Origin of the sequence: Nostoc favosum CHAB5714 (assembly GCF_020829495.1) — a bacterium.
In the GTDB taxonomy this organism is placed as follows: domain Bacteria; phylum Cyanobacteriota; class Cyanobacteriia; order Cyanobacteriales; family Nostocaceae; genus Nostoc; species Nostoc favosum.
Window position 1 is genome coordinate 66936 of the sequence record NZ_JAIVFQ010000009.1, and the last position, 22829, is coordinate 89764.

The following is a 22829-nucleotide window of genomic DNA, read 5'->3' on the forward strand; positions in this document are numbered from 1 at the left end:
GGGGCGATCATATTTTAGGAAGTCAGACCTGCTGGGATTGCTGACGCACAGCTTTAATTTCAGCCCTGATTTCATCGTCTGTAATCTCATTCACCGGGGGTTCGGCATAAAGTTCTTGAATTAAAGCCGTCAAATCTGAACGTAAATCTATTTGAATCAAGGCTCTAGCGACTTTTGCTCGTTCGTCTGGCTGCAACTGTTGTACCGCCGTAATGAGTTGTTCCAAAGTAATTGGGATCGATACCATGTCAGTACCCATCATGATGGTTTCTTAAATTTTAGTGCGTTTGTGCGATCGCTATCAGTCCCAAGGAGAATTGACGACTTGTATTCGTTCGTTGCAGTCAGTCTGGCAAATATGAAGGTCAGTCAGATCCTTTTCATTCCCTTTTTTTGATTGTCATTGGCGATGGCGGGTCAACCCCTTCGCTACGGGACGATGTTATCCTAACTTGTCACGAATGAACCGATTTAATTTTATTCAATGGTAAGAGGTATGGAACCGACCATCGAGCAACTTAAAGCATTCTTTGATTTTTGCGTTCGGGCTAGTAATTTGCTTAGAGATATAGCATTGGTTAGATTTGATGAGAGGACAAGCCAAATCGTGATTTTGATAGGCGAAACCATCCAAGTAGAAATTCTGGCGTTGCTGAATCAAGGGATGATTCTTGTAGGGTGGGCGTCTCGCCCGCCCTGAAATACAAGGGACGGGCAAGATGCCCATCCCACAAAACTAGCAAAATCATCCCGCAAATATGCAACGCCGAAATTCTTAGTAATGGGGAGAACATTATCCGATGACAGACTATTTAACTCTTAATGAGCAAGAATTAAGACAATATGTGATATCAAACCCCCAGGATGAGGAGGCATTTCAGCATTACCTCAGCATCATGAGAGCGAAACCGGGGGTAGTGGTCAGCACTCCAGAACAATTAGAGGCTGAGTTAAAACGGCGTATTAATCAAGCTAGTTAACATAGAACCCGTTACTGACATTCCAGTAACGGGGTTTTTTCAATTTAGCAGCTTGACTCAATGTGAATTTTGGGACTTGCCTTCAGCCATTATCTTCTTGGATATTCCCGCGATCGCACACCCTTATATCTGCGCTGATTTGGCGACTTGCGTCTGGATACAGCAGGCTCAGTTTTTTCCGTTTTACCAACTTTCGGTGATTGGCGATCGGCTAAGATATCCAGGGCAGACAAATGACGAAACTCGACGGAACAAGGGGTAGCGTTACCGTCAGTATGCCAGATTTTTCTCGTTTTACCAGCTTTCGGTTATTTATTGGCATTTAAATCATGTACACTCGCGAGTAACCAAATTGCTACAGTTTATATGTAACCCTTACTAGGAGAGTGATTGTCCTGTTATATCTGCCCCTTACCCCCATTAATCTGTGATGGCGGGTTATTTTCGACAAGCGAGGTGCGCGAACCGAGGAAAATAAACCGTTCTAGGGATGTGTTTCACCTTAATGCCCTTTGGTGTAATGCTGCATGAATCACGAACCGGAAAGATAAGCTAACTATAAATTTTTTACCTTAATTGCGGAATTTAGAACAAAAATCATGTGGTAATAAATTAAAATGTCGGTAAACAAGGTAGGACATGGAGCCATTAACTGCTGGTGCGATCGCCACTCTCGCTTTCACAAAAGCTTTTGAAAAGACAATCGAGAAATTTACTGAAGTAGCTCTTGCTAAGATTGATGTGTTACGGAAGAAGATTTGGCAGAAGTTAAGGGGAAATCCGAATGCTGAAAAAGCTTTAACTGCTGTTGAACAAGGCAACAAGGTAGAATTAGATAAAGTAGCAGGCTATTTGCAATATGTGATGCTTGAGGATAAAGAGTTTGCGACTGAAGTACAAGCCCTTGCTCAAGAAATCAACGCAGGTAAGCTTCAAGACAACAGCCACATGACCCAGTACAACTCTGATAATGCTAGAGGCTGGCAAACTAAAGTTGAGGGTGGAACTGCTTACGTTGGTGAAAATCATTTCCACGGTCAATAGTCTACCCCCTGAATCCAGTAATTTGTAATGGCTGACTTTGCTGAACAATTGGAATTGCTACTTACCGAGGTAGCTAAAAAGCTAAAAGATGAGCCGCAAGCAAATTCAAAGCAGCTTGTCGCTTATTTTAAAGCTGTTTTGTTAGAGAATTCTGAACTTGCGAGTGCAGCAAGCCGCATGATTCAGATCAATCAAGATAATGCTAAAAGCTTTCAAACTCTAGTGGAGGGTGGGATTGCACAGGTTGGGGTTCACTATCATGTCGATAAAGATACACTCAAAGACGTTCTAAATACTTTCATCCAAGAACAGAAACCCAGGCTTGTTGGCATCCCTCAAAATCTCCCCCGCATTTGCATACAAAAATTTGTTGGTCGGGAGAAAGAATTAGAAATACTACACCAAAAATTACAGGAGAAAAACCAAGTTGCTATTTGCGCGATCGCTGGTATGGGAGGTGTTGGGAAAACGGAATTAGCATTGCAATATGCTCATTACCATTGTCAACATAACACTTATCCTGGAGGTATTTGTTGGTTGCAAGGGCGAGATGTTGAGGTAGGGAATCAGATTGTGGCATTTGCAAGAACACAGTTAGGCTTGCAGCTACCAGATGTTATCGACTTAGAGAATCAAGTGTCTTACTGCTGGCGACACTGGCAAGAAGGAGAGGTACTACTGGTACTTGATGATGTCAACTATTTTGAAAAGGTGAAGCCGTATTTGCCACCCCAATCATCTCGATTTAAGGTGTTAATCACAACGAGGCTACAATTAGTAGAACTTCCCCAGCCATTGACCCTTGACGTACTAGAAGAAGAAGCCGCACTTGATTTGTTACAGCAGTGTATCGGGAAAGAAAAAATTCTACAAGAACTGGCGAATGCCAAAAAGCTGTGTCAAAGATTAGGAAATTTACCCTTAGCGCTGCAATTGGTTGGACGATACGTTAAGAAACAAAAGCTGTCTCTAGAAAAAATGCTAGAGCGGCTAGAGGGAATATGTTTGAGACACAAATCTTTGGATAAAGATGATAATGACCGTACTTTTACACTCAATATCAAACGGGGAGTTGCTGCTGCCTTTGAATTGAGTTGGGACGAGTTAACTAACGAAGGCAAGCAGTTAGGCTATTTACTAAGTTTATTTGCGTTGGCCCCTATTCCTTGGTTCCTTGTGGAAAGCGTGAAGACGGTGCAAGATACCGATGATTTGGGAGATGCCAGGGTAAACCTAGAAGATTTCCATTTTCTACAAGGGGATCAAACCTATCATCTACATCAACTTATTCGAGAATTTTTTCAAGAAAAATTTTTTCAAGAAAAATTAGTGCAGCCGGAACAGGTAAATGAACTTCAGCATTCATTTTGTCAGGCAATGATAGCAGTTGCTCAAAAAGTTTCTGAGTCACCCACTCAGCATGATATTCAAGCGATAGCTCCTGCTATACCTCATGTAACCGAAATTGTGAAAAACAGAACCATACTTATAAGTAATATTTTTTTAACTGATGAAGATTTTTGTTTGATTTTTGTGGGTATAGGCAGATTTTATACAGCCCAAGGTTTATATAAAGAAGCAGCACTGTGTTATCAAAATTATCTATCAAATGCAATAGAACGCTTTGGAGAAGAAAGTTTAGAGGTAGCTTCTAGTCAAAATAGTTTAGCTAATGTATATAAAGATTTAGGTCATTATGATGATGCAAAAATATATTATCAGCAAGCTTTAAATTTAACTATAAATAGATTAGGAGATAATCATCTTGATGTAGCCACAATAATGAATAATTTGGCGTTACTTTACTCTCAGCAAAATAACAATACTCAGCAAGAAAGATACAATCTAAGTGTTTATAGAGAAACAGAAGAACGTTACTTAAAAGCTAGAAGGCTTTTCCGTAAAGCTTTAAAAATCAGAAAATTTCGTTTAAGGGAAGATCATCCACTTGTGGCTCAAAGCTTGAACCATTTAGGTACGTTATATGCAGGACTAGCGCACTACTCTTGGCAATATTCTAGTTACACACAAAAAGCTGAACGACTCTTACAGAAAGCTTTTGAAATTAGAAAGAATACTATAAATACAGAACATCCTGATATTGCAGAAAGCTTAAATAATCTTGCCTGTCTTTATACAAAAATGTATCGATATAGTGAAGCAGAAAGTTTATTTTTTCAATCATTGGCACTAAACCAAAGTTTGTTAGGAGAAACACATCCAGTTGTTGCTCTTGGGCTATGGAACTTAGGTGAACTTTACGTGGCTCAACATCAATACAATGGAGCTAGAGACTTATTTCAAAAATCTTTAGAAATACTTCAAAACTGTCTAGGTAATGATCATCCACTTGTAATTTCCGCTTGTAAACTCCTTGAAGATTTACGTTATAGAATGTAATCAGATGAATCTATAGCTTTATCTTAAGCTATCATTCAAAATACTAATTTTTATTCTTACTTTAATAACATGCTTTTGAATGGTAACTTCCTGAGCAAATTAGTGGTTACACTGCCATCAAAAAATAGATCTTTATTATCTTTATTTAGTAGTCATTGCCATGATATTAAATAACATCAAAAATTGCAATTATTCTTATAAACTTAACTAGTATGTATCTGTCAATACAAGTACTAAATTAGTAGAGATGTTATTAACATCCCTACTAAAATTATTGGAGTAACTTAGAAAGTATTGAAGATTCTCTTCACTTACTAAGATACTGTTTCTTCTAACCTTCTTCTCAAGTCATTTTCCAATCTATGTAGCTTCCAGCTATGCCATGAGTTTGCCCTATTTGCGTAAGAAGATAAAAATCTTAGACGGTCTTTTGCTTTTTCCGGTTGCTTATCATTATCATTAAGCAACTTAACTCCTACAAGATATGCAAATCGTCCATATAACCAAGGGATATCTTTACCTTTTACATCTTCTTCAAATAAGCCAGCACGCATTGTATAGGCTTCCCATTTAAGCAACAACTCATTATCGCTACATCCTAATTGGTCAAGTTTATTTGTTTCGCAACTTTTGAGGTAGTTATCAGCAGAATTATAGGCTTCTCTCAGTGCCTTACGCTGTAAATATTTCATGCGGAAATCAATCCACTTTCCTTTCATCTTGAATTCTTCTTGATTATTACTCTGCATGATTGAAGCTACAGCATGACCTAGTTTTATAGCCTCGGAGGCTTCTCTAGGGCGATGAGAAGAGTATTGAATAGCATTTTTTAGGTCTTCTTCAGCTACATACAACTCTCCATTCCAAGCATCAACAACAGCTAAAGCTCCTTGCAAAATAAAAGATTTTTTGGGGACTGTTTGATAATCTTTGAAGTGTTCTGCTGCTAATTTCTGTGCCTTATTTGCAACTAAAAAGGCAGATTTTTCTATTTCTCCCATGACTTTATTATTTTCTTCATCAATCGATCTATCTATGTCTCCTTTATTTTCTTCCTCATTTCGCTCTAAAGCTGTACGCTCTCTGTTTTTTTCGATGAACTCAGCAACATCTTTATGCTTTATACCTTGTAGCACAGCATTATAGGGAGCATCCCATGCGTTTTTTTCTGACTCAAAAGTTTCAAGACTACGCTCTAACCATTGATATTTTAATAGCTCTATACTCTTTGTTTGGGACATTATTCCCAGCAAATCCAGTGGTCTAGAGAAATTGTTATTATCTTGTTGTATCCAAGTAGTAAAAAGCTTTTTAGGCTGTAGGTTAGACATCCACGTTTGGTGTTGCAAGTGTTTGCAAGATTCTGCTTCTTGGCAAGCTGCGGCAACAAGACCCATTGTTGCAGTTATAGATGCAGCTTGATTTACAAGAGGTAATACCTTTCGATATTCGTCGGGACGAGCTTTCACATCTTGAATTAACTGTTTATAAGGAATTTCACCAAGTTTTTGGTCTTGGTCTTCTGCTTGAACGGGATGACCATAAGGCGAAAGAAATGTTATCTGTGGCTTATATTCCAAATCTACTAAGCCAGATACCACATCAGGGTTTGGATTAAAGGATAAAGTTATTTGTGGCCAGCTTAGAGGGGGAAGTGCCCAATTTTTTAATAGCCTATTATAGGGGGAATTCTTATCTTTAAGTAACTGACTAGCCAGATAGTTTGGTTGCTTGGATTTAGAGTCTTTTGGTCGCAACTTTTCATTTCCCCATGCCATTGAAGCAAATTCACTATCTGCACGTAAGAATACTTTCCCGATTTCTGTATTCCTTAAAGCCTCATCTGTATAAAGAATACCATTTTTCCCAGCAAGTTGGTCTTGAGATACCTGAAAACTTCGGTTTTTAGTTTGCTGCACTACATGAATTGCTTCTCGCAGTATGTTTGGACTAACTGTAATAGGAATTTTCTTATCTTTAATATTGGCATAAAGCGTTTCATCTTGATAAGACAAATCTGATGGCTTGAGTACAAGACTACTTGCAATATTAGATTCTAGTCCACCAATACCTCTTGCAAACATCGAATTTAAAGCAGAAGCAAAAAAGCTTCCTGAATCAAACGGGGGAGTAGAAAGGGATTTTTTTGGAATAAATACCGTTACAAAAATTAGCGCTATGAGAAAAATAGCTGTCAACCGCTGACGTAGGGAATACATATTTAACTCCTTTTTATTTGGCACCATTTTCTTACTATTACTAACGTCTTGCCCAGTATTTTTCTCCCATTAAGAACACACCAATTACAATGCCAATAGGTGTCATTGGGTTAGAATAATCAACAAGTAATGGCTCGATACCAAGTATAATTTTTACAAAAATACCTAAATACAAACATATAACTAATATCCATAAACTGGAAGTATGGAATACAGTTCTTAATGGTTGCCGCTCACCTATATGGATAGCCAACGCACCCTCTCCCAAAGCAATAGTCAAAGGCATTAAATAAGAACCTAATGAATCTTCGTTCACTGTGTTCCATATTTTATGTATTCCAAATGAGTTCAACAAAGCTTGCTCTAATAAAATCTCGTTAATTGCAATTACTAGAGTAGCAATAGTAGAAATAAGAATTATTTTTAACAAAAATGGCAATCTCAAGCGATGTAAATTCATGCTTTTCATGTTTTTACCTTTAACGTTCTAAGGTTGTTCAACGCTTTCTGAAATAGCCAAAATCAAACAATAACCTCTATGAGACTATTGCTTGATTTTGGTTAGTTTCGTTCAAACTAGACAAAGTTGAGGTAGACCGAAAACTTCATCACTGCCATGAGCTTTCGGCATCAAAGCGTATTTTTTGCTTTGATCGCTACATATATATATGAAATTATTTTATAATACTTTAAAAAAACCGTGTTAATACTGAGCTAGGACAGTTTTTTATCTGGCATATAAATGATTTCTTATTTTTCGCTCTCCAACTAGTCTGCAAACCTATAAACTTTCAAGAAACACAGGGGTGTAGGGGTATAGGGGAAAAATGTTTCTTTCATTCGTAGCGGGTGGTGTGCGAAGCGCAGCGTAAGCGCAATAAGCAAGCAAGAGGCAAAAGGCACTCTTGCAAAAGGATTCTAGAAGATTAAGGTCTACTGAGTTTTTTTCACGCAATCAAATAGGACTCCTATAGTTGAATTATATTTATGATACTTTTCAGTGCGATCGCCTTCGCCGTAAATCGGGTTAAGGCAAGAAAACTCATCATCTAATACCTCAACACGACTTTAAAGTACCTCAACACGACTTTGAAGTACCTCAACACGATGTTGAAGTACCTCAACACGACTTTGAAGTACCTCAACACGATGTTGAAGTACCTCAACACGACTTTTAAGTACCTCAACACGATGTTCAAGTACCTCGACACGATGTTCAAGTACCTCGACACGATGTTCAAGTACCTCAACATGACTTTGAGGTATCTGTTGCTTATTTGATGTTACTTTTTTGACAAAATTAATAAATACCTCAGTACAATCCACTAAAAATAATTAGGTCGATCTGAATTTGCTTTAATTTTTCCGAATTATCTCTCAGAGAAATTTATGGTTGCATTGGCTAGAGTACATGCAGTAATCCGATAACTTCCTTCAGGAGCGCATCTCATGGCACGACTAAAACGCAGTTCACGCACTCTCGAAAAGGCTCTCCGTCGAATTGCAGGAATGCGATCAATTAACCCGACGCTAGAATTTGGCAACGGATTAAATTTGACAGACTACGACAGCCGCATCCAAACCTTGCAAACCCAGCTATCTACCTACAACACTTTACTCTCTAGCATAGATGAAATGGCAGGTCGCCTCTCTCTAATTGAAGAAGAATTGGGCGGCTATTCTGAAAAGATGTTAATGAGTGTGGCAACCCATTATGGCAAAGACAGTTTGCAATATATCCAGGCGGGAGGCAAGTCACGTAAGAAATTATCACGCCGTTCGAGCAACACTCAATCCCCATCTGAGGTACAGCTACAACCTTGAATGGTGCAAACAACAATGGTAAAAAAACCTCTGTTGTTTTACCCTAATGTTTAACTGCATCATGCTGGAGTGTTGCTGATTCTGGGTATAAATTAGAAGTTGTATGAATTAAAATTGAACTGTTTCAGTGGGCAATTTTGCTTTAGTGAGGCGATCGTCGCCTCACACAGCTAGAACAATACCTGTGGAATTACCTGATCATTCCAGTCGATCAATCCCTTTGTCAAGAATGGGCACAGGTTCGTGCCAATCGACAAAGCGCAAGACGACCAATATCCCCACAAGATGCTTGGATTGCCGCAACGGCTCTACTGGTCTGTCAAATTCATTTTGACCGTTAAAGAGACGCGATAAATCGCCGTCTCTACAGGAAATTTATCCATCAATTATTTATTGACAGACTACTACGCTACGACTTACTGCTAGTCAAAATGAGATCAATTGCCTTAAGAGAGCGATCGCTTTCCTACTGCGAGGAGGCGATGTCTAACGACAAGCCACTCCGTGTCTACGTTGTTGAAGTAAAGGGGCGATCGCAGTTTGGATATGAATTAAAGAGCGGTCGTTAACTGCTTCAGACATCATAGTGAAATCGACAACTCAAAATGATGATTTCAGTTTCAGTCACTTCATACACTAAACGATGCTCATCCGTAATTCGTCGTGACCAATATCCGCTCAGTTCATGCTTTAGAGGTTCAGGTTTGCCAAGTCCAGTAAATGGTTGACGAACAATATCGTTAATCAGGGTGATGATCTTGCGATGAATTTTCTTATCTTGTGCTGCCCAGTCGTTGAATTGTTCAAATGCCTCAAGAGCGAATGTTATATTCTTCATTCCATTCCTCAGGCGTAAAACTGACCAAGTTGGTCTTTGTTTCAATGTTTTGAATAGCGGTCATCAAGTGGTAACGATTGGCTTCAGTAGACAGCAAATACTCTGTCACATCTTGTTGAATAGATTGGTTAGCATTTGTCTCAACAACATCTTGTTCAACCAAAACAATCACTTCAACAACAGTTCCTTCTGCTAAATCAGACTTTTGAATCTCGATTTTGCCATCCTTGCCAACGACCACTTGCTGTTTAATGCCACTTAACATGATTAAACCCTCATGGTGCAATATTTCACATTAGTTTTAGCTTAACTTAGTATGATCGCAATGGCTGAAATGGTGAACGGGCGATCGCCAATATTGTAAGTTGGGTTTGGCTCACTCTGGAGACAACCAAGGATTCATAATCTCAATATTCGTTGCATCGAGGGTTAGCTTTTATTCTTCAGTTTGTTTAAGTCCCGTTATTCCCCTTATCTCCCCACTCCCCTATCCCGGTTTATGATCCAAACGAGTCGCTTGCTCTAGGGCGGCTTTTTCTTTGGCTCGGCGGACATAAGGCTGTAATTGGGCGCGATCGCAACCTGTTAAAATAATCAGGTTTTCCAAGCTGATCCCTCGCATTAACATTTCTACACGCCAGGTTTGTTGTGCTTGGGCGATTACTGGCGTTTGTCCTTGGGGAGTTAACAGTCCCTCACTCCATACTTGCCAACGTATCTGAAGCTCTGATTCTGAGATGGGTGTGCCTGTTTCATTCAAAAACATGGCTGTTTGAGTATCTTTACGGCTTTTGAGCCATTTGATTAGAGGATTATTGGTAAAAGAACCGTAGCGTTTGCCCAGAATCCATTGATTCACAGGTACTTGTCGGACAAATCCTGGAATTGTAATTTGCAGAAAGTGCCCTTGAGTATCGTAGATTTGGTGCGATCGCTCCAAGCTAATTATTTCTGTGGCAGATAACCCAGCCCCAAATAACACATAAACCAAGGCATAATCTCGTACTCCCCATTTTCTGGCTTGTTGCAGAATTTCGTGAACTAAAGTAGCAGGTAAATCAGCTACTTCTGTGGTAATGAACCCTCCTTGTAAGGAGTTTGTTGCTAGTTCTGCTGAGGATGACATGGCTCCATGTAAAAACAATTCCACCAAATTTTCCAGAAAATCATCCCGATCCTCCCAAAGTTCGTGAAATTCGCTGGTGAACTCAATTACGGCATATCCCAAGATCATCCCATTTAGCAAACTGGCTAATTTTTCTGCCGGTAAGTAGGTATTTAAATGTCCTTGCTGGATTACAGTAGCTAAATACTGAGCTACATAGCGGTTTGCCTCTGTGACTCCCCTGCCTAGTGCGCGGCGATTTTCTGCCGGGAATTGGTCGGCTTCACCCACCACAGACCGAACGAACTCTGGCACTCGTTCTAATGCATGTAAGCTGTCACTTGCATAATCTTTAAGAGCTTGGTAGACATTGCCGGGAGGCGTTGCCCGCCGCACCAGCGACTCACCTAAATCCTTAAAGGCTGCGGACTCTTCCAGCACAGCCAAAAGCAGTCCATGCTTATTGCCAAAATTCCGAAATAGAGTCACTTCGTTAACTTCGGCTTTTTCAGCAATTTGGCGAGTTGTGGTAGCGCTGACTCCGTGAGCAGAAAACAACTCAAGTGCAGCTTGAATCAGGCGTTGACGAGTGGAAATGAGTTGAGATGACATAGAAAAATGCAAGTGGCACTTGCACGGAAATTAGAATCCTGCTAGCATAACAAATGTAAGTGATACTTGCTTTACTCTACTGTAACGAACTCGTGTACAGGGTGGTAAATCCTAGTGGGATTATGCCCAAGAAAAAGCAAATCGCTTCATGATCCATCAACAGGAACTTTTATGACCGCAAATTTTGGGGCGATCGCCCCTGAGAGAGGCAACTCACCTCAACTCAGTTGGACAAATGTAGTATTTTTTGCTACATTTCATGCCTTAGCACTTCTGTCTCCTTGGTTTTTCTCCTGGCCAGCATTAGGTTTGCTAGTGTTTCTGCACTGGTTATTCGGGAGCATTGGTATTTGCTTGGGATATCACCGACTACTGAGCCATAGGAGTTTCCAAGTTCCTAAGTGGTTAGAGTATGCGATCGCCCTCATCGGAGCGTTGGCTTTGCAAGGTGGGCCAATTTTTTGGGTAGGTGGACACCGCCAGCATCACGCCCACACAGAAGACATTAATTTAGACCCCTACTCTGCCCAAAGAGGCTTTTGGTGGAGCCATATACTGTGGATTTTCTACCCACGCCCAGAATTTTTTGACTATGAAACCTATAAAAAATATGCCCCTGACCTAGCAAGACAACCCTATTATTGCTGGTTAGATCGTTACTTCTTGCTGCTGCAAATACCCTTCGGGCTGCTGCTTTATGCCTTAGGAGGATGGCCTTTCGTGTTCTACGGAGTATTTCTCAGATGTGTCTTGCTTTGGCACTCAACCTGGTTTGTGAACTCAGCATCACACCTGTGGGGTTATCGCACCTTTGATGCCAATGATGGCGCTCGTAATCTTTGGTGGGTATCCATCGTCACTTATGGAGAAGGATGGCACAATAACCATCATACTTATCCCCACATGGCAAAATCTGGATTTTCTTGGTGGGAGATTGATGTTACTTGGTGGAGCATCTTAGTTTTGCAGACTTTGGGTTTAGCCAAAAAAGTTGTCTCGCGTCCTCCTCAAGGTGCAACTCACGGCTAAATTGCAACTAATTCATCATGAATTTGTTATGCCGATTGCTTACCGCAGTCGGCTTAATAAACTGTTACGCATTCTAATTGCATATTTAGTAGAAACACTTTCAATTGCCGATTCCACGAATGACTAACTACGTAGAATTAATAATTTTAGCTGTTTTAAAATTGAGAAATCACTCTGCTGCACCTTAATTAAATCACCACAATGCATCGAATTTTAATATTTGGCAATTCCGATCCTGGAAAAAGCACTCTTGCAAATAGACTTGGTAAAGACTTCAGGATTCCAATTCTTGATCTAGATACTATCGTTTGGGAACCCTGATGCCTTAGCGATGGATGCACTGTTACAGATTACAATGTGGAAAGTAAGGACGATGATTAGAGGTAGAAGATGACTAGCAAAGAATTATTAATCCAAGAAATAGAAACTTTACCACCAGAATTGTTAACAGAAGCACTTAATTTTATTCGAGAAATCAAAACCAGTCATACAGCAAAACAGTCAAGTACAAATAACTTACGTGGTTCTACAGCTGAAGATTTACTAGAATTTGCAGGAACTTGGTCAGGTGATGATATCAGAGAATGTCTTCAGCTTGTTCATGATACTCGTATGCCACTGGAATTTTAAGAATGTATTTGCTTGACACAAATCATTGCACTTTTTTGATAGAAGGTGAACCAAAAGTTGTCAATCACTTTCGGAAATTAGGTAAAATTACACTCGCCACCAGTGCTATTGTGGCAGGTGAACTCAGATTCATGGCACAAAACTCCCAACAAAAAACTGCAAATCTCATCAAAATTCGCGCATTTCTCAACCGAATTGATATTTATCCAATTGATGATGAAACGGCAGAAATTTACGGAGATTTCAAGTCGGAAATTATTAAAAGATTTGCAGCCAAAGAAAAGAGTAAACGCAAAACAACTCAACTACAAGAAATTGGCATCGGTGAAAATGACCTGTGGATTGCTGCTACAACTTTACGCCATTCATTAATTCTCGTTACATCAGATAGTGATTTTCAAAGAATGCGTAAAGCCAGGGAATTTCCTGTAGAAAGTTGGATTTAATTTAGGCTAAAAAACTGGTTGTATATTAAAGAACTTATACCAATTCTGGATGAAGATGCGCCTATAGTGCAAGAAATAAAGAACGAACCGCCAAGAGCGCCAAGTACGCCAAGAAATAATCAATTAAGAGATTTGGCGCAGCTTCACAAAGAAATGGTATTAGCAAGCCCCGCTCCATATTCCTCGTAATTAACCTGTAACAAGGCACGACCTAAGGTGCTATATGAGGGCAGGGCTATTTTTCGCAGGTTTTAATAGTTCTATCAATTCTTCGTGGTAGCTTGCAATCCAATCTCCGATTGAAACTGCATCATTGCCAGTTGGAATTGCTACGATGAAATTAGTGGTCGATGAAGAGGAGACAGCAATTACATCTGCTAGGCAGTTAATAGACTTCAAGCCAGCAAGAAATCAACATTGAACCACAACGGCGGCAGTTACTAGAATTGATAGAGACAATACTAGTTTACAAGTTTCCGACGATGAGTCGAGAGGAGATTGAAGGTATGTTTGGGTTAAGTGATTTGAAACAAACACGAGTTTATCAAGAAGGCAAGCAGGAAGGTAAGCAAGAAGGAGCGCGTGAAGAAAAGTTTAGAATGATACCTTTGTTGTTGAGATTGGGATTGAGTTTTGAAGAAACAGCGAAAGAGTTAGGTTTGAGCCTAGAAGAGATTCAGCAAGAAATGCAAAAATATCCTCCAAGTCAGGATATGTAACCTACCAGGGCTATTTCGTTCTAGCATAAACCGCCCAGAACTAAAGTTCTGCGGCTCAGAGCTACAGCTACTCGCTTAGTGGACTAAAAGCCTTTATGAGTCGTCTTGAGACGACTTTTGCTATTAGCCTCAGAATTTATTCTGAGGTGGGCTAGATGAGAATGAAATAGCCCTATGTAACCTACAATTACCCCCATCGCAGATACCTCTAAATATTTCTGCTATTTTCCATTCCCATTAATTTTTTATTTTTTGTATGATTTCGCTCTCTCCCATTCTCCAAGCTAGACTCTCCCAACCCCTCAAGATTGGCTCCTTTGAGGTAAAAAGTCGGGTTCTCCAGTCGCCTCTATCTGGGGTGACAGATATGGTGTTTCGCCGGATTGTGCGTCGCTATGCGCCAGATTCGATGATGTATACCGAAATGGTGAATGCTACAGGGTTGCATTATGTCAAGCAGTTACCCAAAATTATGGAGGTAGATCCCAATGAACGCCCAATTAGCGTTCAACTATTTGATTGCCGTCCAGATTTCCTGGCAGAAGCAGCAATAAAAGCAGTTGCAGAAGGTGCTGATACTGTAGATATTAATATGGGTTGTCCGGTAAATAAAATTACTAAAAATGGTGGTGGTTCTTCGTTGTTGCGGCAACCAGAAGTAGCAGAAGCAATTGTGCGGGAAGTGGTAAAAGCTGTTGATGTACCTGTGACAGTAAAAACCCGTATTGGCTGGAATGATAACGAAATTACTATTCTCGACTTTGCCAAGCGGATGGAAGATGCCGGGGCGAAAATGATCACAGTACACGGACGCACCCGCGCCCAAGGATACAATGGCAATGCCCGTTGGGAATGGATTGCCCGTGTGAAAGAAGTGCTTTCTATCCCAGTTATTGGGAACGGAGATATTTTTTCCGTTGAAGCGGCGGTGAAGTGTTTAGAACAAACTGGCGCTGATGGTGTGATGTGTTCCCGTGGAACTTTGGGTTATCCGTTTTTGGTGGGAGAAATTGATCACTTCCTGAAAACTGGAGAGATATTACCGTCACCAACCCCGATTCAGCGTTTGGAATGTGCAAGAGATCATTTACAAGCCTTGTGGGAATATAAAGGCGATCGCGGTGTACGTCAAGCCCGTAAGCACATGACTTGGTATGCTAAAGGTTTCGTTGGTGCTGCCGAACTTCGAGGACAACTAAGTTTAGTTGAAAAAGTAGATCAGGGTTTGGCAATGATTGACCAAGCAATTGAAAAATTAGCTAATGGTTATGAACTAGAGGAAGAAACGCAAAGTAGTTTGGTAATGCTTTGAAAAATGAATATTACTCTATACTTTGTATATTTAACTAGCCAAAGTGGAGGCTCACAATGTTAGTTTCCAAACACAACGATGTTGTATCCGTCCCCGAAATCCTCTCTTTAGAAGACTTCATGGCAAATCCTCCAAAAGGGATGGAATGGGTAGACGAGCAACTAGTAGAAAAAACAGGGATGACATTAAAACATAGCGAAATTCAAGGCAACATCTACTTTTCCTGGAGAAGTTACATTAACTCCAATCAACAAGGTGGGAAAGTTTATACTGAAGTACCTTGTCGCACATATAAACAGGGGCGTCGTCCTGATGTAGCTTATCTGACGCCGGATTTGGTAGCTCAATTTGGCAATGTTCCCACTTTGCCACAGAGTTTCCCGTTGATTGCTGAAATAGTTTCACCCACCGATTTAGCTGAAGAATTATTTCTCAAAGCGCAGGAGTATTTGCAATCTGGTTGCGAGGAAATTTGGCTAGTATTTCCTGAAAGTCGGTTAGTTTTTGTAATGACTGATAATCAGGTTTTAGGGTTTAAAGCTGGTGATGTGGTTAGCACTCAAAAAGTATTACTGGGTTTGAATCTAGCTGTAGATGAATTGTTGGGTTGAAAAGGCGATCGCTTTAGTCAAACAATTTTGGATTTTAGATTTTAAATTTTAGATTGACCGAATAATTATTAATTCATAATTCATAATTCATATCATTTGAGCCAGAGAGTACAATCCCCTGGAAGCCCCTTAAAATCTACTTTTTGAGTAACAGGCGTTATGGATGGACTTTCTGCGGGAGCAGCTAACGCTCTCGTCATCTTACAACCCATCGCCTGAAACCCTTATGATTTCGTCAAGTTTCAAAAGGTTTCGATCTACTGAATGTATGTCTGTATAATTAATTTCCCTGACTTTCTTAACTTTTATATCAGTAAGTGGGGATGGCTTTGCTAGCGATCGCTCACTTTTAGTTTACAGCTATTTTCAGGTAAATAGACCACGCGGTAGGGGCACAGCATTGCTGTGCCCTTACGACAGATGTGGTTCAAATACATGATTTCTGCTGTAAACTCCAGTAATATGTGATTAAGGCACCTTGATAAATTAATTTCAAGTGGTGGTTTATGGAAGTATGGGTAAATTTGCAATTTGGCGATGGTGATTTTGAGCAGGGATTTAGTAAAATAAAACTTCAGATAGACGCTTTTTCTACTCAAAGTAATATTACGCAACTAGAAATCCAATTACCTCCAGCCGAAGAAATTCCAAATAGCTATGAACGTTGGAAAAAAATCTATAACTTGTTAGTTCAACCTGACAGCAGAGGTTTTAAAAGTAACCAAGTTACAAATGTATCCGCAGATATCTGTTCTGAATATGCTAAGTCTTTACGTGAAAAACTAAATCAATGGCTACTACCAATTAAGTTACAGTTAGAACCAGCAATTACCTCAAATACTAATATTGATATTCGTTTAATTGTCAATACGCACGGAGTTACATCACAACCTACAAAAAACATCTTACATCGCATACCTTGGCAGGAATGTTATTTATTTGACCAACATTCTTCCTCGGAAGTAGCGCTTTCTTTTAAAGATTACCTGCAAAAAACGGCTGTATCTACAAATAAGTTAAAGTCTGAAATTTTCCGAAGAATTAAAATTATCAGTATTTTTGGAGATAGTAAAAACCTGGATACAGAAACCGATGAAAAATTAATTATACAGCTAGAAAAACAAGGCGCAGAAATTATTTCTTTGAAAGAACCAAAGCGGGAGTCACTTCAAAAACTTTGGGACGAGCCTTGTGATATTTTGTTTTTTGCGGGACACAGTGAATCTCAAGAGGATGGAAAAAAAGGTATAATTGCTCTTAATCCCAACGATAGTTTAGATTTAGAAGAAATTCCCAATACTTTAAAATCAGCAATTAGTAAAGGTTTAAAATTAGCAATTTTTAATTCCTGTGATGGTTTGGGTTTAGCACAACGATTGGCAGATTTAAATTTACCTTACGTCATAGTTTGGCGGGAACCAGTACCGGATAAAATCGCGCACAAGTTTCTCAAGTTTTTTCTTTCTTCTTACGCTGGTGGAGATTCTTTATTTACCGCTGTTTTGAAAGCAAGGGGTAAATTACAAGAACTGACAGGAAAATCTGAGGGAGAAAAGCCCCTACCAGGAGTGAGTTGGTTACCGATTATTTGCAAGAATACATTAGAACTTCCTCCCAGTTGGTCAGATTTGGGTGGATTATCTGGGAAGTTACCTGAGTGTCCTTATCAGGGTTTGTCGGCGTTTGGGGAAGAAGAGGCAGATTTTTTCTTTGGTCGAGAGAAGTTTGTTGATGAGTTGGTAGCAGCAGTTCAAAGTAAATCTTTGGTTCCTGTGGTTGGTGCATCTGGGAGTGGGAAGTCCTCTGTGGTGTTTGCGGGGTTGGTTCCGCGTTTACGAAAAGTTGGGAATATGGAGATTATTTCTTTTCGTCCGGGGAATAATCCTCTTGGTAATTTAGCGATCGCATTAAATCATCATTGTCATTCCCCTGCACCACTACAAGGAGAAAATTCAACAGATATACAACGCAGATTAGACCAAATGGTTTTAGAGGTAGACTTGCGGCATGAAGAGACAAGGTTAGCCCAGTTTATAAATGATATTATCACTAAAAGACATCTAGTACTTATCGCCGACCAATTTGAAGAACTCTACACCCTCGCACCGCCAGAGGAACGCCAGCCTTTTTTAGATGCATTGATCTACGCTATCAACCACGCTCCTAGATTTACCTTGGCTCTAACGCTGCGGGCAGATTTTTATGGCTATGCTTTATCTTACCGTCCTTTTAGCGATGCTTTGCAGCAGGGAATTTATAATCTTGGCCCCATGAACCGGGAGGAGTTGCGTAGGTCGGTTGAAAAACCAGCACAAAAAATGAAGATTGTACTTGAGGAAGGGTTGACAGATACTTTAATCAGAGATTTGGGTAATGAATCGGGACGTTTACCTTTACTTGAGTTTACCCTGATGCAGCTTTGGCTCAAACCGAGAAAATGGTTTCTCACCCACGAAGCCTATCAAGAAATTGGTGGTTTAGAGAAAGCTTTGGCTAACTACGCCGATACGGTGTTGGATAAGCTGAGTCAGGATGATCAAAAACGTGCGGAAAAAATATTTATTCAATTAGTGCGTCCTGGGGAAGGTACGGAAGATACCCGACGTGTAGCGACTTGCAACGAGGTAGGAAAAGAAAATTGGGGTTTAGTCAAACGTTTAGCTGATGAACGTTTAGTGGTGACTAGGTGGGATGAAACTGAGAAAATAGAAACAGTAGAAATTGTCCATGAAGCGTTGATTCGGGAATGGGGAACCTTGCGGGAGTGGATAGAAGCAAACCGTGAGTTTCGCATTTGGCAAGAGCGGCTGAAGGTAGCATTACGAGAGTGGAAAGATGATAACCATGATGCTGGGGCGTTGTTGCGGGGTGTGCCGTTGAGTGTGGCGGAAGATTGGTTGTGCAAACGTGTGGATGAAATGACGCAGGAGGAGCAAGATTTTATCCAAGTTAGCGCCCAAGAACGGGATAGGGAGAGACAAGAAGGGGAACGCAGGCGACGGTTGACAATTATCGGACTTGGTAGCCTCTCCATCATAGCCTTGGGTTTGGCGGGGGTAGCGAGTGTTGGTTGGTGGCGTGCCACTATCAATGAGATTAATTCTCTGGCTCAAAATTCCGATGCGCTTTTGCGTTACGGGTCGAAGGCTTTGAAGACAAGTTTAAAAGCGGTTGTGCAAATGCGACGTACACCTTGGGTAGATGCCGATACCCACACCCAAGTAGAACTGGGATTATTGCATACAGTTTCCAACGTTGTAGCGCCCAACACCTTGGGAGGACACGCAAACTCGGTTAATGGTGTCAGCTTCAGTCCCAATGGCAAGATGCTGGCAACTGGCAGTGCTGACAACACGGTCAAAATGTGGGATACCACCACGGGCAAACAAATCAAAACCCTTATCGGCCATACAGACTGGGTTATGGGCATCAGCTTCAATCCCAATGGCAAGATGCTGGCAACTGGCAGTGCTGACAAGAGTGTGAAACTGTGGGACACTACCACAGGCAAGGAGATTAAAACCCTCAGTGGGCATACAAACTCGGTTAATGGTGTCAGCTTCAATCCCAATGGCAAGATGCTGGCAACTGGCAGTGCTGACAAGAGTGTGAAACTGTGGGACACTACCACAGGGAAAAAAATTAAAACCCTCAGTGGGCATACAAACTCGGTTAATTATGTCATCTTCAGTCCCAATGGCAAACTGCTGGCAACTGGCAGTGCTGACAACACGGTCAAACTGTGGGATACCACCACAGGCAAGGAAATTAAAACCCTCAGTGGGCATACAAACTCAGTTACTTGTGTCAGCTTCAATCCCAATGGCAAACTGCTGGCAACTGGCAGTGCTGACAACACGGTCAAACTGTGGGATACCACCACAGGCAAGGAAATTAAAACCCTCAGTGGGCATACAAACTCGGTTAATGGTGTCAGCTTCAATCCCAATGGCAAACTGCTGGCAACTGGCAGTGCTGACAAGAGTGTGAAACTGTGGGACACCACCACAGGGAAAAAAATTAAAACCCTCAGTGGGCATACAAACTCGGTTAATTATGTCATCTTCAGTCCCAATGGCAAACTGCTGGCAACTGGCAGTGCTGACAACACGGTCAAACTGTGGGATACCACCACAGGCAAGGAAATTAAAACCCTCAGTGGGCATACAGACTTGGTTTGGGGTGTCAGCTTTAGCCCCAATGGCAAGATGCTGGCAACTGGCAGTGCTGACAAAAGTGTGAAACTGTGGGACACTACCACAGGGAAAAAAATTAAAACTCTCAGTGGGCATACAAACTCGGTTAATTATGTCATCTTCAGTCCCAATGGCAAACTGCTGGCAACTGGCAGTGATGACAAGAGTGTGAAACTGTGGGATACCACCACAGGCAAGGAAATTAAAACCCTCAGTGGGCATACAGACTTGGTTTTGGGTGTCAGCTTCAGTCCCAATGGCAAGATGCTGGCAACTGGCAGTGCTGACAAGAGTGTGAAACTGTGGGACACCACCACAGGCAAGGAAATTAAAACCCTCAGTGAGCATACAAATTCGGTTAATTATGTCATCTTCAGTCCCAATGACAAACTGCTGGCAACTGGCAGTGATGACAAGAGTGTGAAACTGTGGGATACCACCACAGGCAAGGAAATTAAAACCCTCAGTGGGCATACAGACTTGGTTTTGGGTGTCAGCTTCAGTCCCAATGGCAAGATGCTGGCAACTGGCAGTGCTGACAACACGGTCAAACTGTGGGATACCACCACAGGCAAGGAAATTAAAACCCTCAGTGGGCATACAAATAAGGTTTGGGGTGTCAGCTTCAGCCCCGATGGCAAGCTGCTGGCAACTGGCAGTGCTGACAACACGGTAAGAATGTGGAGATGGGATTTTGATTATTTAGTTAAGGAAGGATGCAATTTCATAGACAATTATCTCAAGCCTAATCCTGATGATGCAGATGCCCTTGAAATTAACAGGGATTTGTGCAAGAAGCTTTGACAATTTTAGATTTTAGATTCAGGATTGAGGCTCGAAAACTGCCCCTTGATTTATCGCCTTTTCCTCTACCCTTGACAAATCCTGCTTTTCCTTAACTTGTTACGAATGGCTTAACAGTCATATTAACTATGCCTCACATTTACGTTTGTTCTCCGTCCAAGCCTATTGATCCTAATTTATCTAACCCTACTACTTCCATCGAAATTCTCAATCAGTTGGGTTATGATGTCACCTTATCTTCCCACGCACTGGATAACTGGGGTAATATTTCCAGTCCCATTGCTATGCGAGTATCGGATTTACAAGAGGGCTTTATTAATCCTCAATACGATATAGTTATGGCATCTGTGGGAGGCTGGTGTTCTAATGAAATACTCCCACATATAGACTACAAACTAATTGCTAAATATCCAAAACCTTTTATTGGTATGAGTGACATTACCACTCTATGCTGGAATCTTTGGCAAAAGGCTAACATCCCGACCATTTATGGTCTAAATTTGCACCACTTTGCTGAAGATACGCCACTATCAGAGTTTTGGCAGTTTCAAAAAACATTAGCAAGTCCCCTGGAGTTTTCCGGGTTCACGCGAAAGCCAATTCAAGAATTCCAAGTTTATCGTTCAGGACGTATGTCTGGACCTTTAGTAGGGGGTAACTTAGCTGTGATGTGCTGGCTATTAGGTACGCCTTTTGCTCCTGAAATTCCCAACGGAGCAATTTTGTTTTTAGAAGACGACATTGAAACCAACGGCTACTACTGGCAAATGTATTTAACCCATCTCAAGCTAGCTGGAGCATTTGAAAAAATCAGTGGTTTAGTTTTCGGTCAAGTAGACAAAGGTACTGTATTTCAGCCTAAGTCGTCCTTTAAAGAGATTTTAGACATCCTTGTAGGCGAATATGATTTTCCGGTCTTGATAGAAGCCGACTTCGGTCATATTACTAATCCTATAAGTATTCCCTTTGGAATTTACTACGAGCTAACAATTTAATTACTGATTTTCATAAAAATTGCACCTATCACTTTTTGTCTTCATTCAGCATAAGCCTATACATTAATTGATACTGTTGGCGAAAATGATTGCTACTGCCAGTGAGCATAGAACTGTTAAACTTTGGACAACTGAAGGTCAATAGTAAGAGCGATCGCACTTTGTGTAAAGGTATCGGCACTCAAAAGTGAACTACTCCTCCTTATTTTGGTAATAACATCTGAAAATCTGGGTCATATTTGGCTTGTCGCCAATTCTTGGCAGTATAGACTTGCTTTGGAGTTAAATTTTTAGCTTTTCTGAGGTCGGCTTCACTACACACAAAAGATTTGATTGCACAGATAAGGGAATCCCTACCTCACGTCGGGTACAAGGACGAACCAAGAACGTTTGTGGCGTGTACTCCAGTTCTAAGATGGCTGTTATAATCAAAATATTTAGACAATTTCTGGAAATACAAAGGAGCATAGTGTATTCCTTTATAGAAATATTTGTGCAGAAATATTTGGTTGTATCTCTGAAATCAAATTACTTGTCATCCATGTTTGGTTAGATGTGATACATTAGCAGTTAACTATAAAACTAAAATCAAGGCTAGTTACTATGTCTGGAGAATCTAATGATATTGGTTTGAGTGAACTAATTGCCAAAGTAAAAGAAGAGTTGGCGAATACTAACAAAGAATCCCCAGTATTTTTCGTAGAAAAGATCGAGTTAGAACTTCAAGTCACAATTTCCAGAGATAATGAGACTAAAACTCAGGGTAAAGCAAAAGCTGGTTGGAAAATTTTTGTTGTCTCCGGTGGACTAGAAGGTAGCAAAGAAGCTACTACAAAGATGAAACGAGAAAATATACACAAGATAAAAGTCACCCTCACTCCAGCCATACTTACTACTGAAGAAATATGGAAACGAATAGATCCAAAACTACAGAAAAAAATTAGCGATTCAACTTCACAGACAGTTATACATGGTGATGATGACAAAATTTAACTATAGCAATCCGATTTGATTTCTGAAATTACTGGCGTAGCTAGGGAAAAGGGAACAGGCAACAGGGAACAG

Annotated in this window: 23 protein-coding genes; 17 read left to right on the plus strand and 6 right to left on the minus strand. The window is 40.6% G+C overall.

From position 1 onward, the window contains the following. Positions 1 to 22: 22 nt before the first annotated feature. Entirely contained in the window at positions 23 to 247 is a 225-nt protein-coding gene (locus tag LC586_RS09165; RefSeq protein WP_229484255.1) for a hypothetical protein, read from the minus strand. A gap of 249 nt (positions 248 to 496) precedes the next feature. Here LC586_RS09165 and LC586_RS09170 point away from each other — a divergent pair, with 249 nt between their 5' ends. The 5 genes from LC586_RS09170 to LC586_RS09190 all read left to right on the plus strand — a co-directional run bounded on the left by LC586_RS09170 (position 497) and on the right by LC586_RS09190 (position 4424). Beyond that, the gene (locus tag LC586_RS09170) at positions 497 to 700 is read left to right on the plus strand and encodes a DUF6888 family protein (RefSeq protein WP_229484256.1); all 204 of its coding nucleotides are present in this window, start codon (positions 497 to 499) and stop codon (positions 698 to 700) included. A gap of 100 nt (positions 701 to 800) precedes the next feature. Next, complete coding sequence (locus LC586_RS09175; RefSeq protein ID WP_100899738.1) at positions 801 to 980, plus strand: DUF6887 family protein; 180 nt, start codon at positions 801 to 803, stop codon at positions 978 to 980. Positions 981 to 1056: 76 nt separating this feature from the next. Continuing rightward, positions 1057 to 1242, plus strand: coding sequence for a hypothetical protein (locus LC586_RS09180; RefSeq protein WP_229484257.1), 186 nt, complete (start codon positions 1057 to 1059; stop codon positions 1240 to 1242). Positions 1243 to 1619: 377 nt separating this feature from the next. After that, positions 1620 to 2024, plus strand: coding sequence for a hypothetical protein (locus LC586_RS09185; RefSeq protein ID WP_229484258.1), 405 nt, complete (start codon positions 1620 to 1622; stop codon positions 2022 to 2024). A gap of 27 nt (positions 2025 to 2051) precedes the next feature. Further along, entirely contained in the window at positions 2052 to 4424 is a 2373-nt protein-coding gene (locus tag LC586_RS09190; RefSeq protein ID WP_229484259.1) for a tetratricopeptide repeat protein, read from the plus strand. A 314-nt stretch (positions 4425 to 4738) separates the two neighbouring features. On the opposite strand, the gene LC586_RS09195 is transcribed toward LC586_RS09190, so the two are convergent. After that, positions 4739 to 6670 carry a hypothetical protein gene (locus LC586_RS09195; protein WP_229484260.1) on the minus strand — a complete coding sequence of 644 codons (1932 nt, stop codon included), beginning with the start codon at positions 6668 to 6670 and terminating at the stop codon, positions 4739 to 4741. A gap of 13 nt (positions 6671 to 6683) precedes the next feature. Continuing rightward, the gene (locus tag LC586_RS09200) at positions 6684 to 7112 is read right to left on the minus strand and encodes a hypothetical protein (protein ID WP_229484261.1); all 429 of its coding nucleotides are present in this window, start codon (positions 7110 to 7112) and stop codon (positions 6684 to 6686) included. 620 nt (positions 7113 to 7732) lie between these two features. Between LC586_RS09200 and LC586_RS09205 the strand changes: the two genes are divergently transcribed. The 3 genes from LC586_RS09205 to LC586_RS09215 all read left to right on the plus strand — a co-directional run bounded on the left by LC586_RS09205 (position 7733) and on the right by LC586_RS09215 (position 9036). Continuing rightward, complete coding sequence (locus tag LC586_RS09205; RefSeq protein WP_229484262.1) at positions 7733 to 7924, plus strand: hypothetical protein; 192 nt, start codon at positions 7733 to 7735, stop codon at positions 7922 to 7924. Between the two features lie 168 nt (positions 7925 to 8092). After that, the gene (locus tag LC586_RS09210) at positions 8093 to 8467 is read left to right on the plus strand and encodes a hypothetical protein (RefSeq protein ID WP_229484263.1); all 375 of its coding nucleotides are present in this window, start codon (positions 8093 to 8095) and stop codon (positions 8465 to 8467) included. 431 nt (positions 8468 to 8898) lie between these two features. After that, the gene (locus LC586_RS09215; protein WP_229484264.1) at positions 8899 to 9036 is read left to right on the plus strand and encodes a hypothetical protein; all 138 of its coding nucleotides are present in this window, start codon (positions 8899 to 8901) and stop codon (positions 9034 to 9036) included. A 5-nt stretch (positions 9037 to 9041) separates the two neighbouring features. Here the strand turns inward: LC586_RS09215 and LC586_RS09220 are convergent, their stop codons facing one another. The 3 genes from LC586_RS09220 to LC586_RS09230 form a co-directional block, all read right to left on the minus strand. After that, positions 9042 to 9305: a Txe/YoeB family addiction module toxin gene (locus LC586_RS09220; RefSeq protein ID WP_229484265.1), complete on the minus strand. Its 264-nt coding sequence runs from the start codon at positions 9303 to 9305 to the stop codon at positions 9042 to 9044. Continuing rightward, entirely contained in the window at positions 9280 to 9570 is a 291-nt protein-coding gene (locus LC586_RS09225; protein ID WP_229484266.1) for a hypothetical protein, read from the minus strand. The genes LC586_RS09220 and LC586_RS09225 overlap by 26 nt, the downstream gene beginning before the upstream one ends. Positions 9571 to 9792: 222 nt before the next feature. Continuing rightward, a complete protein-coding gene (locus tag LC586_RS09230; RefSeq protein WP_229484267.1) occupies positions 9793 to 11022 on the minus strand; it encodes a TetR family transcriptional regulator in 1230 nt (409 codons plus the stop codon). A gap of 171 nt (positions 11023 to 11193) precedes the next feature. On the opposite strand from LC586_RS09230, the gene LC586_RS09235 reads away from it, so the two are divergent. The 9 genes from LC586_RS09235 (at position 11194) to LC586_RS09275 (ending at position 22757) form a co-directional block, all read left to right on the plus strand. Next, positions 11194 to 12051 (plus strand): acyl-CoA desaturase, encoded by an 858-nt coding sequence (locus tag LC586_RS09235; protein ID WP_229484268.1) that lies wholly within the window; start codon positions 11194 to 11196, stop codon positions 12049 to 12051. 390 nt (positions 12052 to 12441) lie between these two features. Continuing rightward, entirely contained in the window at positions 12442 to 12681 is a 240-nt protein-coding gene (locus LC586_RS09240; RefSeq protein WP_104902398.1) for a DUF2281 domain-containing protein, read from the plus strand. Between the two features lie 2 nt (positions 12682 to 12683). After that, a complete protein-coding gene (locus LC586_RS09245) occupies positions 12684 to 13127 on the plus strand; it encodes a type II toxin-antitoxin system VapC family toxin (protein ID WP_229484269.1) in 444 nt (147 codons plus the stop codon). Positions 13128 to 13609: 482 nt separating this feature from the next. After that, the gene (locus LC586_RS42570; protein WP_438822883.1) at positions 13610 to 13846 is read left to right on the plus strand and encodes an RpnC/YadD family protein; all 237 of its coding nucleotides are present in this window, start codon (positions 13610 to 13612) and stop codon (positions 13844 to 13846) included. A 256-nt stretch (positions 13847 to 14102) separates the two neighbouring features. After that, a complete protein-coding gene (gene dusB, locus LC586_RS09255; protein WP_229484270.1) occupies positions 14103 to 15158 on the plus strand; it encodes a tRNA dihydrouridine synthase DusB in 1056 nt (351 codons plus the stop codon). A gap of 56 nt (positions 15159 to 15214) precedes the next feature. Beyond that, positions 15215 to 15769 carry a Uma2 family endonuclease gene (locus LC586_RS09260; RefSeq protein WP_229484271.1) on the plus strand — a complete coding sequence of 185 codons (555 nt, stop codon included), beginning with the start codon at positions 15215 to 15217 and terminating at the stop codon, positions 15767 to 15769. Between the two features lie 506 nt (positions 15770 to 16275). Next, on the plus strand, positions 16276 to 20769 hold the full coding sequence (locus tag LC586_RS09265; RefSeq protein ID WP_229484272.1) for an nSTAND1 domain-containing NTPase: 4494 nt from the start codon (positions 16276 to 16278) through the stop codon (positions 20767 to 20769). A 128-nt stretch (positions 20770 to 20897) separates the two neighbouring features. After that, the gene (locus LC586_RS09270) at positions 20898 to 21764 is read left to right on the plus strand and encodes a S66 peptidase family protein (RefSeq protein WP_229484273.1); all 867 of its coding nucleotides are present in this window, start codon (positions 20898 to 20900) and stop codon (positions 21762 to 21764) included. Positions 21765 to 22367: 603 nt separating this feature from the next. After that, positions 22368 to 22757, plus strand: coding sequence for a trypco2 family protein (locus tag LC586_RS09275; protein WP_229484274.1), 390 nt, complete (start codon positions 22368 to 22370; stop codon positions 22755 to 22757). Positions 22758 to 22829 lie beyond the last annotated feature (72 nt).